Origin of the sequence: Agrobacterium sp. RAC06 (assembly GCF_001713475.1) — a bacterium.
Taxonomy (GTDB): Bacteria; Pseudomonadota; Alphaproteobacteria; order Rhizobiales; family Rhizobiaceae; genus Allorhizobium.
On record NZ_CP016499.1, the window covers coordinates 2,502,959 to 2,523,619 of the forward strand.

Below are 20,661 nucleotides of genomic sequence, written 5' to 3' on the forward strand. Positions count from 1 at the left end.
ACGGCGCGGAAAGGAAATTTGCCGCGAGACCGAATGACCTGATGTCACTTGGCGCCGAGTTGGGGCAGCGTCGAACCGGCAATCTGTTCGGCCCTTGTCTTCTGGCGATCGGCCTCGGCCTGCCATTGCTGCGCCTCACGCGACTGGCTGCGCGCCTTCTTGCGATGTTTGCCCTGGGTGAACCAGGTCACAACGGAGCCAAGGAGCACACCGAGCATGACCGCAAGAATGAGGAAGACGAAGAAGGGTGCGGAGACAGACAGAGCCTGATCCGCGGGATTGAAGGGGTTGAGCGCGAGACTGACAACGCCGCGATTGGCCACAGCCAGAACGATGAGCAGCACACCGAGGGGCAGAAACACCACGAGGCTCACGACTTTCCGGATCATCTGGACAACTCCCTGTTCACTCCGAGGTGAATGCATCACCTCTTTGGGCTCAAGTTAAGGACAGGGGCGGAATTTTCAACGCGAAAAGCGCTTATTCGTCGTCCTCGTCACCCATGCCCGGGTTGAGGCGCTCGCGCAGTTCCTTGCCCGTCTTGAAGAACGGAACCCATTTCTCCTCGACAAACACGGTTTCACCTGTACGCGGATTGCGCCCCGAGCGCGAAGGACGGTTCTTGACGGAAAAGGCACCAAAGCCGCGGAGCTCCACGCGATTGCCGGCGGCCAGCGCATCAGTGATTTCGTCCAGAACCGCATTGACGATATTCTCGACATCGCGATGATAGAGATGCGGATTGCGGGCCGCGACGATCTGCACCAATTCCGACTTTATCACGCGGACCCCCTGAAATTTCTATTGTGACGTTGAGCGGCGATAACGTTGCCAAAGCAAAAAAGCTCAGTCAAGGAACAACTTAACCATAAATTGCCGGCTTTGCGAGAGATATGACGAGCGTCACACGCAATATCGTGATCGCGAGGGTCACATTTTCACCCTCCGCGTGCTGCATGGCTTGTGTGGCGCTTTCTTGTAACAAGTCTGCCATAATCCATATTGGCAAGGCCGAACGGACATGCGAAACGACGAACAGGCGGCTTGCTGACGGCCACCGCCACAATATTACGGATCCTAGGGAATGCTGGAAGCGACACATGAAGGCCTGCCGCCGCTGGAGCGCCGATCCGAAGCCGATGCCTATCGGCGGGCGGTCAGCCATTCGCGTCGCGTCCGGCGTCTGCGCTTCCTTCTACCTGTCGTCGCACTGGCCATCACTCTGGCATTCGTTGCGGTCTCCTTCGTGCGCAGCCTGATGCCCGACGAATTGCAGATTGAGTCCGCCACTATAGAAGACGGTAAGGTCGTGATGGAAAAGCCTGCGATCGCGGGCCGCAACGACGAGGGCGTGCGCTATTCGATGCGCGCTGAGCGAGCGCTGCAGGACATCAAGAATCCCAATATCATCGCGCTCGAGACCATTGCCGCTGCCGTGCCGGTCAACGACAAGATCATCGCCCGAGTTGTCGCCTCGAGCGGCATCTTTGACCGTGGCGCGAACACCCTCAACCTCGACAAGCCGTTCACTCTCAATCTCAGCAGCGGCATCGACGCGCAGTTCAATTCCGCCAATCTCGATATTGCCGGTGGCACGATGAAGACAAATGATCCTGTCGCCATCCAGACCAAAGGCGCGTCGATTGTTGCGAACTCGCTCGAGATGAAGGATAAGGGGCGAACCATGATCTTCGCGGGCAGTGTCAAGTTGAACATCGAGCCGTCCGCCATTCAAAGCAATCGGTCCACGGAAGCCGCCCAGCCATGATTCACAGCACCTTCGCCAAGTTTTCCTTTGCTGGCTTCCTTCTGGTTTCGGCAGGTCTAATTGCCGGACCATCGCCGGCACAGACGACGAACAGCCAGATGAACGGTCTGAAGCTGTCCAACGATCAACCCATTCAGATTGAAAGCGATCAGCTGGAGATCCGCGAGCAGGAAAAGAAGGCCTTCTTCACCGGCAATGTGAAGGTTGTGCAGGGCACGACGACGCTGCAGGCCGGGACCATGGTCGTTCACTATCGCGGCGAGGGCCAGACGGTGACCCAGGGCAATGCCGATATCGAGAAGATCGACGTGGCCCAGAAGGTATTCCTGTCATCCGGCACGCAGCAGGCGACTGCCGATACGGGGTATTTCGACATGGCGCAGCAGGTCTTCGTACTCGAAGGCGAGCGCGTCGTGCTTTCCGAAGGGCAGAACGTCTTTGTCGGCTGCAAACTCACCGTCCAGATGAATTCCGGTCAGGCCAAGCTCGACAGCTGTGGCCGGCGCGTTCAGATTCAGCTCGACCCCAAGTCCCAGCAGAGCAACTGACGGGTTCGCGTGAACGTGCACATTCCATTTTTCTCCAGGACGAAGCAGCCCAAAAAGGCGGCGAACCCGACCGGCCTGCCGGGCGACAAGTCGCGCTATGAAGGCACACTGATCGCGCATGGACTGACGAAGACCTACAATTCGCGCCGCGTCGTCAACGGTGCTTCGCTGGTGGTCCGCCGCGGCGAAGCCGTCGGGCTGCTCGGGCCCAATGGGGCGGGCAAGACGACCTGTTTCTACATGATCACGGGCCTCGTTCCGGTCGATGCCGGTACCATCTCGATCAACGGCAACGACGTCACCTCCATGCCGATGTATCGGCGCGCCCGTCTCGGCGTCGGCTATCTGCCGCAGGAAGCGTCGATCTTTCGCGGCCTGACGGTGGAAGAGAACATTCGCGCAGTGCTTGAGGTCCATGTCTCCGAGAAGCGCAAGCGCGAAGAGAAGCTCGACGAACTGCTCGCCGAATTCCACATCGAGAAACTGAGGAAGTCGCCGGCTGTCGCGCTTTCCGGCGGTGAACGCCGACGTCTGGAAATCGCACGTGCCCTTGCGACCGATCCGACATTCATGCTGCTGGACGAACCCTTTGCGGGCGTCGATCCGATCTCGGTCTCCGACATCCAGAACCTCGTGCGACATCTGACGGCACGCGGCATCGGCGTTCTCATCACCGACCACAATGTGCGTGAAACGCTCGGCCTGATCGACCGCGCCTATATCATCCATGCCGGTGAAGTGCTCACCCATGGCCGGGCCAACGACATCGTCAACAATGCCGATGTGCGTCGCCTCTATCTTGGCGAACAGTTCAGCCTCTGACGGATCTTTGAAGAAAAGACCGCCTCACCATTCCCACGGCTTGACCAAAACAAAATAAAAAGCAATTTTTGGGCCAAGTGGAATTTCCCGCCATAAATGGCGGGATTGCGGGGAAATGTAGGGGAGTCGAACGTCCGCCATGGCCTTATCCGCCAATCTGTTCCTGCGACAAAGCCAGTCCCTGGTGATGACTCCCCAGCTGATGCAGTCGATTCAGCTGTTGCAGATGACTCACCTCGAGCTGATGCAGTTCATTGCGCAGGAAGTGGAGCGGAATCCGCTGCTCGAAATGGCGGCAGATGATGGTGATTTAGGCGGCGAAATGCCTGACAATGCCGATCGCCACGGCAATACGACGCAGGAAAACCAGGCCGCTGCAGACGAGGCTGGCGCCTCCCCATCGCTCGACAGCGATTGGTATGAGAACGGTGCGAGCGAGCGGCTGAACGACAGGCTCGATACGAATTACGATACCGCCTTTGCCGACGAAGGCTCCACGCAGCGGCCCGATGCGCCGGAGCTGCTTGGGCAATGGAAATCCATGCCCGGTCAGTCCGGTGACGGAAGCGAGGGCTATGACCTCGACGATTTCGTTGCCGGTCAGGTCAGCCTCAGGGACCACCTGAACCAGCAAGTCCCCTTCGCACTCTCTTCGGCCTCGGATCAGTTGCTAGCCTCCGTGCTGATCGACCATCTGGATGAAGCGGGCTATCTGCGCGCAGATCTCGACGAGGTGGCGTCTCGCCTCGGTCTGAGCGGCGCGGATGTCGAAGCGGTTCTTGCGACCCTGCAGACGCTCGAGCCCGCCGGGGTCTTTGCGCGCAGCCTCAGCGAATGCCTGGCGATCCAGCTGCGTCAACGTGATCGGTATGATCCGGCGATGGCAGGTCTCATCAACAATCTCGAATTGCTTGCAAAGCGCGACTTCGCCACGCTGAAGAAGATCTGCGGCGTCGACGAGGAAGATCTCGTCGACATGCTGTCGGAGATCCGCAAGCTCAATCCGAAGCCGGGCAGCAGCTTTGAGCATGCGGTCAGCGAATCCGTGACGCCCGATATCGTCGTACGTCCCGACGGGCTTGGAGGCTGGCAGGTCGAACTCAATCCGGATGCGCTTCCGCGCGTGCTTGTGAACCATAGCTACATGGCCGCCGTTGGGCGCCCGAAGGCGTCCAAGGACGCCCCCGACCAGGCCTTCATGTCGGAATGCCTGCAGAACGCCAACTGGCTCACGCGCAGCCTCGACCAGCGCGCGCGAACGATCACCAAGGTCGCAGCCGAGATCGTGCGCCAGCAGTCCGCCTTCCTCGACCACGGCGTCGACCACCTGCGGCCGCTGAACCTGAAAACGGTCGCCGATGCCATCAAGATGCACGAATCGACCGTCAGCCGCGTGACGACGAACAAATACATGCTCACGCCCCGCGGGCTGTTCGAACTCAAATACTTCTTCAGCGTGTCGATCGCCTCGGCGGAAGGCGGCGACAGCCATTCGGCGGAAGCCGTGCGCCACAGGATCCGCGCATTGATCGAGAAGGAAAGCCCTGAAGCGGTTCTCTCCGACGACGATATCGTCGACCAGCTGAAATCATCAGGCGTCGATCTCGCCCGGCGCACCGTCGCCAAATATCGCGAGTCGATGAACATCGCTTCTTCCGTCCAGAGACGTCGCGAGAAGCGCGCCATGGCCAAGGTTTCGGCCGGCTGACGGCCCCCTTCCCGCCTTAAAGATTAACAGGAGATTGACTCTTTCCCCGTGGGCGGCTAGAAGCGCGCCGCAATCGACAGCGCACACTGTCAACCGAAGGACAGATCCTTCGACGACGCCCGACAAACGAAGGCACAGACTAACCTAACCGTTCGAAAAGCTTGGACGCGGCCGTCGCTTGGCGTAAAATGGATACGCAACCAATCATAAGAAGGGAAACTCCATGAGTGTGCGTGTATCCGGCAAGCAGATGGAAATCGGCGAAACGTTCCGGCAGCGGATCGAAGATCGAATCCAGGATGCGGTTACCAAATACTTCGACGGAGGGTATTCCGGGCAAGTGGTCGTCTCGAAGTCGCAGTCGCGCTTCGCGGCAGATTGCCTGGTGCATCTCGATACCGGCGCAAACCTGCATGCAGCAGGTGAGGCCAATGATCCGCAAGTGGCCTTTGACACCGCCTTCGAGCGCGTCGAGAAGCGCCTGCGCCGCTACAAGCGCAAGCTGAAGGATCATCACGCGGGAGAAGCACAGAACCCGTCGATCGAGGTCGCCTACACGGTTATGGATTCCGTCGACGAGGATCACGAGGAACTTCCCGAGGACTATGCGCCGACGATCGTTGCCGAGAGCACCAAGAAACTTCGGACCATGTCCGTCGCTTCCGCAGTTATGGCTCTCGACATGACTGACGACCCGGTTCTTCTGTTCAGAAACCCGGGAAGTGAACAATTGAATATCGTTTATCGTCGGAATGACGGTAATATCGGGTGGATCGATTCCGCCAACATCAAAGGCTGAAGATCGGCTTGGGCGGCTGCGCGAGGCAGCCGCCCGTTCCTCGATCCGAGGCATGAAGGACATTGATATGGCATTGGCAGATTTGCTGCAGCAGGATGCTGTCGTACCGGCTCTCCGGGTGAACTCCAAGAAGCAACTGCTTCAGGAACTTGCGGCCAAAGCCTCCAAGCTTACCGACATTCCGGAACGGGAAATCTTCGACGTGATCCTGCAGCGCGAGCGCCTCGGCTCGACGGGCGTGGGTAACGGCATCGCCATCCCGCATGGAAAGCTGAACAAGATCAGCAAGATCACGGGCGTCTTCGCAAGGCTCGAAACGCCGGTCGATTTCGAAGCGCTCGACGATCAGCCGGTCGATCTGGTTTTCCTGCTGCTCGCGCCCGAGGGTGCCGGGGCAGATCATCTCAAGGCGCTGTCGCGCATTGCGCGCGTGCTGCGCGACCAGGACCTGGTGGCCAAGCTCAGGGCGACTGAATCGGCCTCCGCGATCTACACCTTCCTCAACGAGGAACAGGCGTCGAACGCCGCCTGAGCGACTGCCTTTAGGTCCAGACAGCAAAAAAGCGCCCGAATGGGGCGCTTTTTTTTCATTCACGCGATATCACGTCTGCTCACGCCTTGGCGGCATCCTCGGCTGCGGCTTCCTTCGGGCCGCCCTTGGCAACACCGACCATGGCCGGGCGCAGCACACGCTCGCCGATGGCGTAGCCGGCCTGAACGACCTGCACGACCGTGTTGTTGGGGACGTTCGGATTGGGCACCTCGAACATCGCCTGATGGAAGTTCGGATCGAACTTCTGGCCTTCCGCCTCGATCTTGCGCACGCCATGGCGCTCGAGCGTTGCCAGCATGCCGCGCTCGGTCATCTCGACGCCTTCGATCAGAGCGGTGACGGTCGCGTCTGCGGCGGCGCGAGCCTCGTCCGGCAGCGTCTCGATAGCGCGGCGCAGGTTGTCGGAAACGGAGAGCATGTCGCGGGCGAAGCCGGTTACCGCATAGGACTTCGCGTCCTTGATTTCGCGGTCGGTGCGGCGGCGCAGATTGTCCATTTCAGCGGCCAGGCGCAGGAAACGGTCGCGCAGATCGGCGTTTTCTGCCTTCAAAGCGTCGATCGGATCATTCTCCTGCGCGGACCCGGCCTCGCTTTCGTTCGCAACCTGTCCTTCTTCGGTGGCCGCGGTTGCTTCTGCCTCGGTAGCTGCCGCGTCAGGTCCGTTCTTGTTGGTTTCTTCGGTCATGACGTTCTCCGGATGATGTCTCGTTTTCGAAGCTCAAAGCTTTCGAATGCGTGCCCGATATCAGGGTTTGACGAGAAAAAATCAAGGGTTTGTCGGGAAATTGGCTCAGCGCGCGCCGCGCGAGAGCCTCGCCATCAGCTGAGCGGTGTAATCGACCATCGGCACTATGCGCGAATAGTTGAGGCGGGTCGGACCAATCACGCCGACGGCGCCGACGATGCGGTCTTCGCCATCACGATAGGGCGCGACGATCAACGAGGAACCGGAAAGCGAGAAAAGCTTGTTTTCCGATCCGATGAAGATCCGGACCCCCGGGCCGCTTTCGGCCAGATCGAGGATTTCGATCAAGCTTTCCTTGCGCTCCAGATCGTCGAAGAGCAGGCGCAGGCGATCAATGTCCTCGGAGCCGGCCAGACCTTCGAGCAGATTGGCGCGACCGCGGACGATCAGGCGGGCGGGCTGCTTTTCGGCCACTTCGCCCGACCAGACGGCGAGGCCGCGCTCGACCAGATCCTGGGACAGGGTGTCGAGCTCGGTCGCCACCTGGGACTTCAGGCTTTCAATCTGGCCACGCAGTTCGCGCAGCGTCTGACCTGCCAGGTTGGCGTTCAGGAAATTGGCCGCCTCGGTCAACTGCGAGGCCGTGATGCCTGCCGGCAGTTCGATGATGCGGTTCTCGACCTGATTGTGCTCGCCGACGAGAACGGCGAGCGCCTTGGTCGGTTCGAGCCGAATGAATTCGACATGCTTGAGAACGGGATCGTTCTTTGCCGAGATGACGAGACCGGCGCCACGCGACAGGCCGGACAGCATGCGGCTTGCCTCGGTCAGCATGGCCTCCATCGGCTGATCGGCACTGGAAGGCCTGATCTGACGCTCGATTTCGTCGCGCTCGCCTTCGGAAAGATCCCCGATCTGCATGAAGGCGTCGACGAAGAAGCGCAGGCCGGCCTGCGTGGGCAGGCGTCCAGCGCTGATATGCGGCGCGTAGATGAGGCCGAGTTCTTCGAGATCACTCATGACGTTGCGCACGGAGGCCGGCGACAGCGACATGGGCAATAAGCGCGAAAGATTACGCGAACCGAGCGGATCGCCGCTGTCGAGATAGGTCTCGACGATACGGCGAAAGACCTCCCGGGAGCGGTCGTCCAAGGAGGCGGACACGTCTGCGACGGTCGTCTTCGGTGATGCCATTATCGGAGCGAACATGATCTCAGAGGTTTCATGCAAGAAATATAGTCACTGCTTACGGGATGACCAAGGGGTATTTCGCCGCGCGCAAGGCTCTCTGCGCTGCGGCATGGTTTTTCTTTGCAAATAAGCTGCTCCGTCCTTAGAAGGCAACTAACAACCCAGGAGATTGCAATGCGGCCATCCGGCAGAAAGACCGATCAAATGCGCAAGGTTTCATTCGAGCGCAACTTTTCCAAGCATGCAGAAGGCTCCTGCCTGGTGAAGTTCGGCGACACGCATGTGCTGTGCACTGCGAGCCTGGAAGAGAAGACCCCGCCGTGGCTGCGCAATTCCGGCAAAGGCTGGGTGACGGCGGAATACGGCATGCTGCCACGCGCCACCGGTGACCGCATGAAACGCGAGGCCGCCTCGGGCAAGCAAAGCGGTCGTACCCAGGAAATCCAGCGCCTCATCGGCCGGTCGCTGCGGGCGATCGTCGATCTCGAGGCTCTCGGCGAACGCCAGATCTCGATCGACTGCGACGTTATCCAGGCGGATGGCGGCACGCGCACGGCGGCGATCACCGGCGCCTTCATTGCCCTGCATGACTGCCTGAAGTGGATGGAAGCCCGCAGCATGATCAAGGTCGAGAAGGTCCTCAAGGATCATATCGCGGCCGTTTCGTGCGGCATCTTCGCAAGCCAGCCTGTGATCGACCTCGATTATCTGGAAGACTCGGCTGCCGAGACGGACGCCAACTTCGTCATGACTGGCTCTGGCGGCATCGTCGAGATCCAGGGCACGGCAGAAGGCAAGCCGTTCAGCCAGGACGAGTTCCTGACGTTGCTTGGTCTGGCGCGGAACGGCATCGACGAACTGGTGGCGCTGCAGAAGCAGACAATCGCCTGAGAAGAAGGGCCGCATGATCGAAGGGATCCTCGAAACCGCACTCTATGCGGACGATCTGGACAAGGCAGAGGCGTTTTATGACGGCGTCCTCGGCCTCGAAAAGATCCGCCGTGGCGGCAACCGGCATATCTTCTATCGGTGCGGGTCCGGCGTCCTTCTGATCTTCAATCCGGCAGAAACGGAGACACCCATCGCCGACGACCCCTTCCCTGTCCCGACCCACGGGACGAGGGGCCCTGGCCATGTCTGTTTCATCGTCCGTCACGACGATCTCGATGCCATGCGCAGTCGGCTGCAGCAGGCCGATATACCGGTCGAGTCCGAACTGACATGGCCGAACGGCGCATGCTCGATCTACTTCCGCGATCCGGCCGGAAACAGCCTGGAATGCGCGTCCCGCACCCTTTGGACTTCTTGAACGGACCTATCGCATGCGCAAACTCGACACCCGCACCATCGTCGTTGCCAGCCACAATGCCGGCAAGATCGCTGAAATCGCCGACCTGATCGGCCCCTTCGGCTTTTCTGCCAAATCGGCCAAGGACCTTGCCTTCGTCGAGCCAGATGAAACCGGTACGACTTTCGAGGAAAATGCCGCGATCAAGGCGCTCGCCTCTGCCAAGGCTTCGGGGCTGCCTGCGCTCTCGGACGACAGCGGCCTTGTCATCGATGCACTCGACGGCGCCCCAGGCGTCTATACGGCGAACTGGGCCGAGCGCGAGGATGGCAGCCGCGATTTTCAGATGGCGATGGAGAAGGTCGAGAAGGCTCTCCAGGAGCGCGGCGCAACGGATGCGGCTCAGAGAACCTGTCGCTTCGTCAGCGTGCTCTGCCTCGCCTGGCCGGACGGTCATACCGAATTCTTCCGGGGCGAGGTCGAGGGCGTGGTTGCCTGGCCGCCGCGCGGCACCGCCGGTTTCGGCTATGACCCCGTCTTCCAGCCCGAGGGGCATCAGCGCACCTTCGGAGAGATGACCGCGGACGAAAAACATGGCTGGAAGCCCGGCAATCCAGAGGCTCTGTCGCACCGTGCCCGAGCCTTCAAGCTTTTCGTCGAAACCTGCCTGGAGGCATGACGCCTTGACCGATCGGTCCTTCACGCTCCTGCCCGACACTGGCGAGCCTGGTTTCGGGGTCTACGTGCATTGGCCCTTCTGCGCGGCCAAGTGTCCGTATTGCGACTTCAACAGCCATGTGCGGCACCAGCCGGTCGATCAGGCGCGCTTCGTCGCCGCCTTTCTTGCCGAGCTGAAGGCTGTGCGGGCCATGTCCGGGCCGAAGACCGTCACCAGTGTCTTCATGGGCGGTGGTACGCCGTCGCTGATGGATCCCTCGACGGTCGGCGCGATCCTCGACGGCATTGCGGCCAACTGGCATATGCCAGACGGCATCGAGATCACCATGGAGGCGAACCCGTCCAGCGTCGAGGCGACCCGCTTCCACGGCTATCGGGCAGCGGGCGTCAATCGTGTTTCGCTCGGGGTGCAGGCGCTGAACGATCCAGACCTCAAGTTCCTCGGACGCCTGCATGATGTCGCCGATGCACTCAAGGCGATCCGACTGGCGCGCGAGATCTTCCCGCGCATGTCCTTCGACCTGATTTACGCCCGACCCAACCAGACGGTGGAAGCATGGGAGCGTGAGCTGAAGGAGGCGATGTCGTATGCCGTCGATCATCTTTCGCTCTACCAGTTGACGATCGAAGAAGGCACAGCCTTCTATGGCCTGCACAAGGCCGGCAAGCTGATTGTCCCCGATGACGAGCATGCCGCCACACTCTACGAGGCGACGCAGGAAATCACCGCGTGTGAAGGACTGCCGGCCTATGAGGTTTCCAACCACGCCCGCCCGGGCGCGGAGAGCCGCCATAACCTGACCTACTGGCGTTATGGCGATTACGCCGGCATCGGTCCAGGCGCGCATGGGCGCCTCACCCAGGGTCGCACGAAGATTGCAACGGTCGCCGAACGGCATCCGGAAACCTGGCTTTCGGCCGTCGAGCAGAATGGTCACGGCATTATCGAACGCGAAGAGCTCGATCACGAGGCGCAGGCCGACGAGCTTCTCCTGATGGGCTTGCGGCTTCGCGAGGGCGTAGATCTCGCCCGGTGGCAGCAGCTGTCCGGCCGCGACCCCGATCCGGACAAGGAGCAGTTTCTGCTGGATCAGGGCTTCATCGAGCGGCTCGGCAATTCGCGGCTGCGCTGCACACCGCCGGGCATGCTGATCCTCGACGCCGTGGTCGCGGATCTCGCCTGCTGAGGAGGAAGAGACAATGCCGGTCGATCCAGCCTTTGCCCGCTTCGACATGGCCCGCCTCTATGACGCCTTCAACCATCATGGCGAAGACGGTGATTTCTACGAGAATTTCACTAAGACTCCCTGCCGCGTGCTCGACATCGGATGCGGCACAGGATCGGTGACGCTGCGTCTGGCAGACTGCGGTCACAAGGTCACCGGCGTCGATCCGGCAGACGGCATGCTGCAGGTCGCGCGGATGAAGGACAGGGAAAGCAAGGTCGAGTGGGTTCAGGCACCCGCTGCCGAGTTTACGCTTCCCTATCGTTTCGACCTTGCCATCATGACGGGGCATGTCTTCCAGGTCTTTCTCGACGACGCCGAAACCCTGGCTGCCCTGCACAATACTCACCGGCATATGGCGCCGGGCGGCAGGCTGCTCCTCGAAAGCCGCAACCCGCTGGCCAAAACCTGGGAAGACTGGACGCGGGGGAAGACACGCGAACAGCGGGTCATCCACGGCATCGGGCCAGTGGACGTCCATTACCAGATCAAGGATGTCGAGGGCGAACATGTAACCTTCGATGCGGTCTTCACCATCGGAGCAACGGGCGAAACCCTGGTCAGCGAGAGCCGGCTGAGGTTTGCGAAGGCGGAAACTATCCAGAGCCTGCTGTCTGCCGCGGGGTTTGGCGAAGTCGAGCTCCTCGGCTGGTGGGATGGGGCGCCCTATACGGAAACCAGCCTCGAGATCATCGCGATCGCCCGCGCCTGAGCCACTTTCCGGATACAAAAAGGCCACCGCGAACCCGTTTGAGGATCGCGGCGGCCAATATCAGTCCGGTCTTGCGCTTACTCGTTTATCAGACGGCGCAGAAGTTCGATCTCCTGCGACAGCTTCTGGTCTGCCGAGATCAGCTCTTCGATCTTGCGGACGGCATGCAGTACGGTCGTGTGATCACGTCCACCGAAGCGACGACCGATCTCCGGGAAGGAGCGCGGGGTGAGCGTCTTCGACAGATACATGGCAATCTGGCGCGGCTTGACGATCACGCGGGTGCGGCGGTTCGATACAAGTTCCTGGCGCGAGACGTTGTAATGACGGGCCACGACGCGCTGAATGTCCTCGATGCGCACGCGCTTCTGATCACCGGCGCCGACGAGGTGAGCGAGCAGTTCGTCAACGCGCTCGATCGACAGGTTCGGCTCGAAGGAGCGGCGGAAGAGCAACTGGTTGAAGGCGCCTTCCAGATCGCGGCCGCTGCTGGTGATGTTGCGGGCCACATGCTCCAGGATCTCGGCGGGGATGTCGATCGACGGATCGTCCTTGCGGGCGACGTCGAGGCGCGACTTCATCATGTCGAGGCGCATGTCGTAATCGGGCGCTTCCATCTCGATGGCGACGCCACCCTGCAGGCGCGAACGAACGCGCGGATCGAGCGATTCCAGTTCCCAGGGCGCACGGTCGGCGGCGACGACGACCTGCTTGGCACTGTCGAGCAGCATGTTCAAGAGATGGCAGAACTCATGCTGGATCATCTTACCCTGCAGGAACTGCATGTCGTCGATGATCAGAAGGTCGATATTGCGCAGCGAGTCCTTCAGCGTCAGGGCATCATTGTCGCGGATCGCGGTTGCGAAACGCCACATGAAGTATTCTGCCGTGAGATAGACGACGCGCGGCTGCCGCGGGCTCTGGATTGCGGCATTGGCGATGGCCTGCAACAGGTGCGTCTTGCCGAGGCCGACGGACGAATGGATGAAGAGCGGGTTGAAGCGCACGGCGCCGGCGCCGGCTTCAGCGATCGTCTTGGCAGCTGCGAGCGCCACGCGGTTCGAGGACCCTTCCACGAAACCATCGAAGGTATAGCGGCTGTCGAGTGGCGAGCCGAACAGCGGACCTGCCTGTGTGGTACGGGCGTTCGACGGTGCCTGGGTCTGGGCCGAGGCGATCTGGCCTACGGTCTGCGGTCCGGTCTTGCGCGGCGAAGTCGGCTGGCTGACGTCCGATCCGACCGAACGCTCCTCGACGACAGGACCACGGGTGCTGCGGCTAGCGCTGCGCACCATGATTTCAACCTTCAGGATCGACGGATCTTCAGCCTGGAAGATCGACGTGATCAGGTCGAGGTAACGGTTGTTGATCCACGACTTCAGAAATGTCGTCGGTACGGTCAGGCGCACCACGCTTTTCGATGCTGAGTGCAGCTTCAGACGCCCAAACCAGCTCTGGTATACGTCCACACCCACCTGAGCCTTGAGCCGCTTGCTGAAACGATCAAACAGAGCATCATGCTTCATCTCGGCATTGTCTCCTGCCCCTTCGGAGCATGCGGCGCCGAGCGCCGAATGTGCATTGTCCCCGTTCGCCAACGCACCGGCCGTCATAGAGTTCATATGCATTTTGCCGCCTTCCAAATTCATTCCAGGTGCCGGGCGTATCCATTTGCGCCCGACAGCCGCTTCATCTCTAATCGATCCCTTGAGGGATCGATGGTCCCCGAACACATCGCGCCGACTTCAGCCAAAAGTCAGCTCAACGCGCCATCGCCCCCTCACGACAATGGCAGTGCTCATACGTGCGACATCCTCGTCATCCCGCACATCCTTGTCCTTGTCGTGGCCATCAGCCACCATCAAGGCGCAAAACCGCCATCACGCGGAAACAGCTAAGTTTCCGATGCAACGTCGATCACTTTATGAGAAAACGGAATGGAAACACTCCGTCCCGGCAAGAGCGACCTGTCACGATGACATTGCTGTCGTCCGGACCGTCGTTTTCGGCCATTGGCTGGCCTCTTGCTGAGAAACATTAAGGCAGGATCAAAAGCCAAGATCAACACCGATTTTTAGGCTATCGGGCGCCTGGACCATTGACTCTTCGTACTTCATTTTCGCGTCACATTCGGGCGAAAAAGAATCGCTTTTGAATCAAGGAGATTCCCAAACAGACACAAGACAGGGCGCTGGCAATGCGAAAAAATAAAATTTCTCTTGACTCATGAGGGGGCCAATCTGCCCCAGCGTGAAGGCAGCCCGCCCACAAGCACCTCCCGGAACCATATGAAATCATTGCGTTTTTCATGTCATCAGACTGACAATATGCAGTGCAGCAGAAAACTCTAAAACAACAATTTTCGATAACCGAGAGCAACAACGACAAAAAGCCCGGCGCAACGCCAGGCTCTTCGAAAAATGTCAGAAAGGTGTCTAAAATTAGACAGCCAGGGCCTTCACACGAGCGGCCAGACGCGAGATCTTCCGCGATGCGGTGTTGGCGTGAACCACACCCTTGGTGGCAGCGCGCTGGATCTCAGGCTGAGCAGCCTGCAGGGCGTCCTTGGCAACAGCTGCGTCGCCGGAAGCGATGGCTTCTTCGACCTTGCGGATGAAACCACGGACCCGCGAACGACGAGCCTTGTTGACTGCAGTACGGGCAGCGATCTTGCGGGTCGCCTTCTTCGCCGAAGTTGTGTTGGCCATGATGCCTCTCTCGAATTCAAACCAAAGCCCACCATCGCCGCGTCGGGTCGTTGCGACCTGCCATACCAGCACTTGGGGAGCTGTTTCATGGGAAAAGCGCATCGGCTTTCCCAACCGTGGGCGGGCATATAGCGGGAAAGCGCGAATGCGTCAACGCGGATTCTGCAGATAACGCGCCTTCCCTTGCGCTTATCTATGCTTGAAGGCGGGCTTCCGCTTCTCAACGAAGGCCGCCATGCCCTCCTTCTGGTCTTCCGTCGCAAACAGCGAATGAAACAGCCGGCGTTCGAAGCGCAAGCCTTCGCCCAGGGTCTGCTCGAAGGCGCGGTTCACGGCCTCCTTCGCCATCATCACTGAAGGCAGCGAGAAGGAGGCAATCTTGGCTGCCGCTTCCAGCGCCTCGTCCAGCAGGCGCTCGGGCTCGACGACGCGCGCCACCAGGCCGGCACTTTCCGCTTCCGCGGCATCCATCATGCGGCCGGTCAGACAGAGATCCATGGCCTTGGCCTTGCCGACGGCGCGGGTCAGGCGCTGGGAGCCGCCCATGCCGGGAATGATGCCAAGGGTGATCTCGGGCTGGCCGAACTTTGCAGTCTTCGAGGCGATGATGAAGTCGCACATCATGGCGAGCTCACAGCCGCCGCCGAGTGCGAAACCGGAGACCGCGGCGATGAAGGGCTTGCGGAAGCCGGCGATGTGATCCCATCCGCCGATGAAGTCACCGGTATACGTGTCGACGAAACCAAGCGACTGCATTTCCTTGATGTCAGCACCGGCAGCGAAGGCCTTTTCCGAGCCCGTGAGCACCACAGCACCGACGGTCGCGTCGGCCTGCAGCTCGGCGAGAAGCTGGCTTAGCTCACGCATGACCGTCGAGTTCAGGGCATTCAGTGCCTGGGGCCGGTTGAGCGTCACCAGCGCAACACGGTCGCGCCGTTCGATCAGCAGGGTTTCAAATGACATGGCTTCCTCCTCCACGACCCGAAGGCCTCATTTCTGGCAGGTGCGACAATAGAATGTCGAGCGGCCGGATTGAACTATCCTTTCGACGGTACCCCTGCAACCATTCGTGAGGCAGGGCTCGCCCTCTCGATCATAGGCGCGGAAGGAATGCTGGAAGTACCCCAAGGTGCCATCCGCCTGGATATGGTCGCGCAGCGACGAACCACCTGCCTCGATCGCATCGGCAATGACCTCGCGGATCGACTGGGTGAGCAGCTCAAGTTCCGCCTTCGGTTTTCCCTTCGCCGTGACCAGGGTGGAGACCTTGCGCGTCGGCGACAGATGCGATCGCCAGAGCGCTTCACAGACGTAGATGTTGCCGAGGCCGGCAATCACCTTCTGATCGAGCAGAGCCCCCTTCAGCGGCTGGCTGCGGCCTGCAAAACGGGTCGCCAGATAGTCCGGGGAAAGGATATTGCCGACCGGCTCGGGGCCGAGATCGCGAAATGCCGGATAGGTATCGAGTTCAGAACGCGCCATCAGCTCCATGAAGCCGAACCGACGCGGGTCATTATAGACGACGCGGACAGGGCCCTCCGGACGCTGCAGATGAAAGACGACGTGGTCGTGCTTCTCATCCTTGCTGCGCTCGTGGTGGAAGACGCCGGGGATGTTTGCCTCGGCTGCCGCTTCGATACGGAACGAGCCGGACATGCCGAGATGCGCGATGACGGTCAGATCCTCCTCAAGGTCGACGAGCAGGTATTTCGCCCGACGGGACAGCGCGAGAATACGCCGACCTTCGACCCTTGCGGCAAAATCGCGCGGGAGAGGAAAGCGCAGATCCGGTCTGCGCAGCTCCAGGCGCTGCAGATTGGCGCCTTCCATGGCGGGCGCAAGGCCGCGTCTGACTGTCTCAACCTCTGGCAATTCCGGCATTTCCGCCCATCTTTCTGTTTGAACCGCTTCTTTAAAGGTCTATAGACCAGCGAAGCCAAGGCTTCTCCCACGCAGATAGCGCGAGACAGGCCTTTTCGCTATGGTCCGCCGACCGTTCCGATATGTGGAGTGAACCGATGACTGCAAGCCGCATTTCCGCCGATGGCGGCATGGAAACCTCCTACGGGTTCCGCCAGGTCGACGAGCAGGAAAAGCAGGACCTGGTCAACGATGTCTTCCACAAGGTGGCCAAACGCTACGACATCATGAACGACGTCATGTCAGCCGGCCTGCACCGTGTCTGGAAGGATGCGCTGGTGGCGGCTCTCAATCCGCGCAAGGATCAGAACTATAAGGTGCTCGACGTCGCCGGCGGCACGGGCGACATCGCCTTCCGTATCGTCGAAGCCTCCAACCGGATGGCGCATGCGACCGTGCTCGACATCAACGGCTCCATGCTGGGCGTCGGTGCCGAGCGGGCGGAGAAGAAGGGGCTTTCCCCCAACCTCACCTTTGTCGAGGCCAATGCCGAAAGCCTGCCCTTCGAGGACAACAGCTTCGACGCCTATACGATCGCGTTTGGCATCCGCAACGTGCCGCATATCGACGTGGCACTGTCGGAAGCCTTCCGGGTCCTGAAGCGGGGCGGACGGCTGCTCGTGCTGGAATTCTCGGAGGTTGAGCTGCCTTTGCTCGACAAGGTCTATGACGTCTGGTCGTTCAATGCGATCCCGCGCTTCGGCAAGATGATCACCGGCGATGCCGAGCCCTACCAGTATCTCGTCGAGTCGATCCGCAAATTCCCCAATCAGCCGGATTTTGCCCGGATGATCGAGCGCGCCGGTTTCTCCAACGTCCGCTTCACCAATTACACCGGCGGCATCGCGGCGCTCCATTCCGGCTGGAAGATCTGAGGCGCATGAGCACGATCGGGGCATATTTCCGCCTGGCGCGGGTTGGGTGGGTGCTGGTGCGCGAAGGGGTGGTCGCGGCCCTTCCGTCGGAAGGACTGCCGCCGCTCGTCGGCATCGCCAAGGCGGCCGTCGCGCCGCTCGCGCGTGGCCGGGCGAAATCGGTCGAGCGGTCGGATCGTCTCGCCAGGGCCGTTGCACGCCTCGGCCCGTCCTATGTGAAGATCGGCCAGTTTCTCGCCACACGTCCGGATGTCGTCGGCGCTGAATTTGCAGAGGATCTCGCCGGGCTGCAGGACCGGATGGATTTCTTCCCGACGCAAGCCTCGAAGACGACCATTCAGGAATCGCTCGGCCGCTCCATCGAAGAGCTTTACACGCATTTCGGTGAACCGATCGCCGCCGCCTCGATCGCCCAGGTGCACCCGGCCCAGGTCGCAACGCCAGAGGGCTCGCGAAAGGTTGCCGTCAAGGTGATCCGCCCGGGCGTGCGCAAGCGGTTTGCGGCCGATCTCGAGGCCATGTATCTCGTCTCGCATCTCCAGGAACGTTTCCTGCCGCATGCGCGGCGCCTGCGGCCCGTCGAGGTGACGAAGACGCTGGAGCAGACCACCAAGGTCGAGATGGATCTGCGCCTTGAGGCTGCGGCCCTGTCCGAGATTGCGGAAAACACCAAGGACGACCCGGGCTTTCGCGTGCCCGAAGTCGACTGGGAACGCACGGGCCGCGACGTCGTCACCATGGAATGGATCGACGGCGTCAAGATGTCCGATGTCGAGGGCTTGAGGGCCGCCGGTCATGACCTCAACGCGCTCGCCGACACGCTGATCCAGTCCTTCCTGCGCCATACGCTTCGCGACGGCTTCTTCCATGCCGACATGCATCCGGGCAATCTCTTCGTCGATCCCGCCGGCATGATCGTCGCCGTCGACATGGGCATTGCCGGACGCCTTGGAAAGAAGGAACGCCGCTTCCTCGCAGAGATCCTCTACGGCTTCATCACGCGCGACTACATGCGCGTGGCAGAAGTGCATTTCGAAGCCGGCTACGTTCCGTCGCACCACAATGTCGCGAGCTTCGCCCAGGCGATCCGCGCGATCGGCGAGCCGATTCACGGGCAGCCGGCCGAGACCATCTCGATGGGTAAGCTGCTGACGCTATTGTTCGAAGTCACCGAGATCTTCGACATGCAGACACGCCCTGAACTGGTGATGCTGCAAAAGACCATGGTCGTCGTCGAGGGCGTCTCGCGCATTCTCAATCCGCGCTTCAACATGTGGAAAGCCGCAGAGCCGGTCGTCTCAAATTGGATCCGCGACAATCTGGGTCCGAAGCGGATTGCGACCGATCTCAAGGACGGCGCCAAGGCAGCACTCAGGCTGGCCGAAGCTCTGCCAGAAATCGCCAGCAAGACCGAGAAGCTTCATGGCGAGATCGTGCGGATGAGCGAGGAAGGTCTGCGTTTCGATGCGGACACGGCCGAGCGCATCGGACAGGCAGAAGCGCGACATACACGGTCTGGTCGGATCGCGCTCTGGGTGATCGCGGTCGCAGCTGTGGTGACCGCTTTCCAGGTGTCCTGACGGCAACGACGGACAAAGATAAATCGCGAGTCCGCGATTTTTTGATGGAACAAACATATCGATCGTGCGTTGGAACCACCTAACGCGCTTTATGTTCCGTCGGGAGTGACATGTCTGCCACCCAAACCGGCTTCGTTCGGTCCACGCTGCTCTTTCTCCTGATTGGCACCGCAATCCTCATCGGCATTATCGTCGCGACCTTTGGTCTCGTCGAGCGCACCCAGGCGACCTTCGAATACATCCTGCAGGAGCGTAACATCCGGCGCATGGCCGCCGACCTCATGCAGAAGCTGACCGACGCCGAGACCGGCCAACGTGGTTTTGTTATCACGCAGGACGAGCTATTTCTTGAACCTTACGAGTCCGCCGTCGGCGCGATCCGGGAAGAGGTCGACCGGCTGGCGACAGCGGTTGCCGATCGCCCGGTCAAGGCAGCCCAGATGGACCGGTTGCGCGACCGGATCCGGGGAAAGCTCGCCGAGATGGGGCAGGCCATCAATCTCATGCGCAGCGGCGAGCAGGCTCAGGCCGTCGAATTGATCCAGAGCGATGTCGGTCGTGAGCTTATGGACGACATCCGCTCCATGCTCGATCAGTTCAAGGAACTTTCGGACGCGAATGTCGACCGGGGAACCGAGGCGCAGATCAGTGCGACCCAGCAGCTTCAGTGGATCACGGTCGGCGGCGGCATCGCCATCATAGCCGTGATGGGTGGTGCGATCCTGGTCGTTGCGCAGCATGTGCGTGCGCTTGCAGCTTCCAGGCGGGAGGTCGAGGTGTTGAACGAGGGCCTGGAAGCCCGTGTTGCGGAGCGCACCGAGGACCTCATGCAGGCAAACCAGGAGATCCAGCGCTTCGCCTATATCGTCACCCATGACCTGAGGGCACCGCTCGTGAACATCATGGGCTTTACCGCAGAGCTCGACGCCTCGCTGAAATCCTTGCAGGCCTATGTCCTGAACGACGGCAAGCCGGTGTCCGAAGAGGAGATCCGCGAGGCCAGACTGGCTGCGTCGGAAGACCTGCCCGAAGCCATCGGCTTCATCCGCTCGTCGACAAAGAAAATGGATGGACTGATCAACGCGATCCTGAAGATCTCGCGCGACGGGCGACGCCAGCTGAAGCCCGAAATCGTCGAACTGCAGCCCCTGCTGGAGACCATCACCAACAGCGTCTATCACCAGATCAGCGAAAGCGACGGCAGCATCGATATCGACATCAAGGCCACCCGCCTGAACACCGATCGATTGTCGGTCGAACAAATTCTTGGTAACCTTTTTGACAATGCTATCAAATACAAGCATCCCCAACGGCCCCTGACGCTCGCCGTCCGAACCGCGCCCGAAGGGCGTCACATGGTAAGGATCGAGGTGGAGGACAATGGCCGTGGAGTTGCAGAGCAGGACCACGAACGCATTTTCGAACTTTTTCGCCGCGCCGGTCAGCAGGACCAATCGGGTGAAGGCATCGGCCTTGCCCATGTCCGCTCACTGGCACGGAACCTTGGGGGGGAGATCACCGTTCAATCCCGTTTAGGAGAAGGGTCAACCTTCGTACTGCGACTGCCATCTGATCTGTCACGCTTGGTACGGAGTTGATA

At 60.6% G+C, this 20,661-nt stretch carries 22 protein-coding genes; 14 read left to right on the forward strand and 8 right to left on the reverse strand.

The annotated features are described in order from the left end of the window. Positions 1-44: 44 nt before the first annotated feature. Together BSY240_RS11990 and BSY240_RS11995 are read right to left on the reverse strand one after the other, a co-directional pair. Complete coding sequence (locus BSY240_RS11990) at positions 45-389, reverse strand: LapA family protein (protein ID WP_054149156.1); 345 nt, start codon at positions 387-389, stop codon at positions 45-47. 91 nt (positions 390-480) lie between these two features. Beyond that, positions 481-783: an integration host factor subunit beta gene (locus BSY240_RS11995; protein WP_054149157.1), complete on the reverse strand. Its 303-nt coding sequence runs from the start codon at positions 781-783 to the stop codon at positions 481-483. Positions 784-1,084: 301 nt separating this feature from the next. Here BSY240_RS11995 and lptC point away from each other — a divergent pair, with 301 nt between their 5' ends. The 6 genes from lptC (at position 1,085) to ptsN (ending at position 6,177) form a co-directional block, all read left to right on the forward strand. Further along, positions 1,085-1,768, forward strand: coding sequence for an LPS export ABC transporter periplasmic protein LptC (gene lptC, locus BSY240_RS12000; protein ID WP_054149158.1), 684 nt, complete (start codon positions 1,085-1,087; stop codon positions 1,766-1,768). Continuing rightward, on the forward strand, positions 1,765-2,316 hold the full coding sequence (locus BSY240_RS12005) for an LptA/OstA family protein (RefSeq protein WP_069042460.1): 552 nt from the start codon (positions 1,765-1,767) through the stop codon (positions 2,314-2,316). The genes lptC and BSY240_RS12005 overlap by 4 nt, the downstream gene beginning before the upstream one ends. Positions 2,317-2,391: 75 nt before the next feature. Continuing rightward, positions 2,392-3,138 (forward strand): LPS export ABC transporter ATP-binding protein, encoded by a 747-nt coding sequence (lptB, locus tag BSY240_RS12010; protein ID WP_054149174.1) that lies wholly within the window; start codon positions 2,392-2,394, stop codon positions 3,136-3,138. 139 nt (positions 3,139-3,277) lie between these two features. Further along, entirely contained in the window at positions 3,278-4,846 is a 1,569-nt protein-coding gene (gene rpoN / locus BSY240_RS12015; RefSeq protein WP_069042461.1) for an RNA polymerase factor sigma-54, read from the forward strand. Positions 4,847-5,069: 223 nt separating this feature from the next. Continuing rightward, the gene (gene hpf, locus BSY240_RS12020) at positions 5,070-5,645 is read left to right on the forward strand and encodes a ribosome hibernation-promoting factor, HPF/YfiA family (RefSeq protein ID WP_054149161.1); all 576 of its coding nucleotides are present in this window, start codon (positions 5,070-5,072) and stop codon (positions 5,643-5,645) included. Positions 5,646-5,712: 67 nt separating this feature from the next. Then, positions 5,713-6,177, forward strand: coding sequence for a PTS IIA-like nitrogen regulatory protein PtsN (ptsN, locus tag BSY240_RS12025; RefSeq protein WP_054151256.1), 465 nt, complete (start codon positions 5,713-5,715; stop codon positions 6,175-6,177). A gap of 79 nt (positions 6,178-6,256) precedes the next feature. Here ptsN and grpE read toward each other — a convergent pair whose 3' ends face one another. Both grpE and hrcA read right to left on the reverse strand, forming a co-directional pair. After that, positions 6,257-6,883, reverse strand: coding sequence for a nucleotide exchange factor GrpE (grpE, locus tag BSY240_RS12030; protein ID WP_069042462.1), 627 nt, complete (start codon positions 6,881-6,883; stop codon positions 6,257-6,259). 105 nt (positions 6,884-6,988) lie between these two features. Next, positions 6,989-8,077, reverse strand: a complete 1,089-nt coding sequence (gene hrcA / locus BSY240_RS12035) for a heat-inducible transcriptional repressor HrcA (protein WP_054151196.1) — start codon at positions 8,075-8,077, stop codon at positions 6,989-6,991. A 171-nt stretch (positions 8,078-8,248) separates the two neighbouring features. On the opposite strand from hrcA, the gene rph reads away from it, so the two are divergent. From rph to BSY240_RS12060, 5 genes are read left to right on the forward strand one after another with little or no spacing between them, the layout of a single operon-like run. Next, positions 8,249-8,965 (forward strand): ribonuclease PH, encoded by a 717-nt coding sequence (gene rph, locus BSY240_RS12040; protein ID WP_054151197.1) that lies wholly within the window; start codon positions 8,249-8,251, stop codon positions 8,963-8,965. Positions 8,966-8,978: 13 nt separating this feature from the next. Beyond that, entirely contained in the window at positions 8,979-9,383 is a 405-nt protein-coding gene (locus BSY240_RS12045; protein ID WP_069042463.1) for a VOC family protein, read from the forward strand. Between the two features lie 13 nt (positions 9,384-9,396). Further along, positions 9,397-10,041 (forward strand): RdgB/HAM1 family non-canonical purine NTP pyrophosphatase, encoded by a 645-nt coding sequence (gene rdgB / locus BSY240_RS12050; protein ID WP_069042464.1) that lies wholly within the window; start codon positions 9,397-9,399, stop codon positions 10,039-10,041. 4 nt (positions 10,042-10,045) lie between these two features. Then, positions 10,046-11,227, forward strand: a complete 1,182-nt coding sequence (gene hemW / locus BSY240_RS12055; RefSeq protein ID WP_069042465.1) for a radical SAM family heme chaperone HemW — start codon at positions 10,046-10,048, stop codon at positions 11,225-11,227. A 13-nt stretch (positions 11,228-11,240) separates the two neighbouring features. Further along, positions 11,241-11,978 (forward strand): class I SAM-dependent methyltransferase, encoded by a 738-nt coding sequence (locus tag BSY240_RS12060; RefSeq protein ID WP_069042466.1) that lies wholly within the window; start codon positions 11,241-11,243, stop codon positions 11,976-11,978. A gap of 77 nt (positions 11,979-12,055) precedes the next feature. On the opposite strand, the gene dnaA is transcribed toward BSY240_RS12060, so the two are convergent. From dnaA to mutM, 4 genes are all read right to left on the reverse strand, one after another. After that, positions 12,056-13,606: a chromosomal replication initiator protein DnaA gene (gene dnaA, locus BSY240_RS12065; protein WP_054151257.1), complete on the reverse strand. Its 1,551-nt coding sequence runs from the start codon at positions 13,604-13,606 to the stop codon at positions 12,056-12,058. Positions 13,607-14,419: 813 nt separating this feature from the next. Next, positions 14,420-14,686, reverse strand: a complete 267-nt coding sequence (gene rpsT / locus BSY240_RS12070; protein WP_006724980.1) for a 30S ribosomal protein S20 — start codon at positions 14,684-14,686, stop codon at positions 14,420-14,422. A 189-nt stretch (positions 14,687-14,875) separates the two neighbouring features. Next, on the reverse strand, positions 14,876-15,649 hold the full coding sequence (locus BSY240_RS12075; protein ID WP_054151201.1) for an enoyl-CoA hydratase: 774 nt from the start codon (positions 15,647-15,649) through the stop codon (positions 14,876-14,878). Between the two features lie 27 nt (positions 15,650-15,676). Continuing rightward, positions 15,677-16,567, reverse strand: coding sequence for a bifunctional DNA-formamidopyrimidine glycosylase/DNA-(apurinic or apyrimidinic site) lyase (mutM, locus tag BSY240_RS12080; RefSeq protein ID WP_054151202.1), 891 nt, complete (start codon positions 16,565-16,567; stop codon positions 15,677-15,679). 137 nt (positions 16,568-16,704) lie between these two features. On the opposite strand from mutM, the gene ubiE reads away from it, so the two are divergent. The 3 genes from ubiE (at position 16,705) to BSY240_RS12095 (ending at position 20,659) form a co-directional block, all read left to right on the forward strand. After that, complete coding sequence (gene ubiE / locus BSY240_RS12085) at positions 16,705-17,481, forward strand: bifunctional demethylmenaquinone methyltransferase/2-methoxy-6-polyprenyl-1,4-benzoquinol methylase UbiE (protein ID WP_069042467.1); 777 nt, start codon at positions 16,705-16,707, stop codon at positions 17,479-17,481. 5 nt (positions 17,482-17,486) lie between these two features. Continuing rightward, positions 17,487-19,061, forward strand: a complete 1,575-nt coding sequence (gene ubiB / locus BSY240_RS12090) for a 2-polyprenylphenol 6-hydroxylase (protein ID WP_069042468.1) — start codon at positions 17,487-17,489, stop codon at positions 19,059-19,061. A gap of 110 nt (positions 19,062-19,171) precedes the next feature. Further along, complete coding sequence (locus tag BSY240_RS12095; protein WP_069042469.1) at positions 19,172-20,659, forward strand: sensor histidine kinase; 1,488 nt, start codon at positions 19,172-19,174, stop codon at positions 20,657-20,659. Positions 20,660-20,661 lie beyond the last annotated feature (2 nt).

Bases quoted from the DNA above. Each gene is read 5' to 3' on its own strand.
- mutM (WP_054151202.1), bottom strand. From the start codon at position 16,567: ATGCCGGAATTGCCAGAGGTTGAGACAGTCAGACGCGGCCTTGCGCCC.
- BSY240_RS12005 (WP_069042460.1), top strand. From the start codon at position 1,765: ATGATTCACAGCACCTTCGCCAAGTTTTCCTTTGCTGGCTTCCTTCTG.
- BSY240_RS12045 (WP_069042463.1), top strand. From the start codon at position 8,979: ATGATCGAAGGGATCCTCGAAACCGCACTCTATGCGGACGATCTGGAC.
- BSY240_RS11990 (WP_054149156.1), bottom strand. From the start codon at position 389: ATGATCCGGAAAGTCGTGAGCCTCGTGGTGTTTCTGCCCCTCGGTGTG.
- hrcA (WP_054151196.1), bottom strand. From the start codon at position 8,077: ATGGCATCACCGAAGACGACCGTCGCAGACGTGTCCGCCTCCTTGGAC.
- grpE (WP_069042462.1), bottom strand. From the start codon at position 6,883: ATGACCGAAGAAACCAACAAGAACGGACCTGACGCGGCAGCTACCGAG.
- lptC (WP_054149158.1), top strand. From the start codon at position 1,085: ATGCTGGAAGCGACACATGAAGGCCTGCCGCCGCTGGAGCGCCGATCC.
- ubiE (WP_069042467.1), top strand. From the start codon at position 16,705: ATGACTGCAAGCCGCATTTCCGCCGATGGCGGCATGGAAACCTCCTAC.
- BSY240_RS12075 (WP_054151201.1), bottom strand. From the start codon at position 15,649: ATGTCATTTGAAACCCTGCTGATCGAACGGCGCGACCGTGTTGCGCTG.
- ubiB (WP_069042468.1), top strand. From the start codon at position 17,487: ATGAGCACGATCGGGGCATATTTCCGCCTGGCGCGGGTTGGGTGGGTG.
- rpoN (WP_069042461.1), top strand. From the start codon at position 3,278: ATGGCCTTATCCGCCAATCTGTTCCTGCGACAAAGCCAGTCCCTGGTG.
- BSY240_RS12060 (WP_069042466.1), top strand. From the start codon at position 11,241: ATGCCGGTCGATCCAGCCTTTGCCCGCTTCGACATGGCCCGCCTCTAT.
- rdgB (WP_069042464.1), top strand. From the start codon at position 9,397: ATGCGCAAACTCGACACCCGCACCATCGTCGTTGCCAGCCACAATGCC.
- ptsN (WP_054151256.1), top strand. From the start codon at position 5,713: ATGGCATTGGCAGATTTGCTGCAGCAGGATGCTGTCGTACCGGCTCTC.
- dnaA (WP_054151257.1), bottom strand. From the start codon at position 13,606: ATGCATATGAACTCTATGACGGCCGGTGCGTTGGCGAACGGGGACAAT.
- hpf (WP_054149161.1), top strand. From the start codon at position 5,070: ATGAGTGTGCGTGTATCCGGCAAGCAGATGGAAATCGGCGAAACGTTC.
- rpsT (WP_006724980.1), bottom strand. From the start codon at position 14,686: ATGGCCAACACAACTTCGGCGAAGAAGGCGACCCGCAAGATCGCTGCC.
- BSY240_RS12095 (WP_069042469.1), top strand. From the start codon at position 19,172: ATGTCTGCCACCCAAACCGGCTTCGTTCGGTCCACGCTGCTCTTTCTC.
- rph (WP_054151197.1), top strand. From the start codon at position 8,249: ATGCGGCCATCCGGCAGAAAGACCGATCAAATGCGCAAGGTTTCATTC.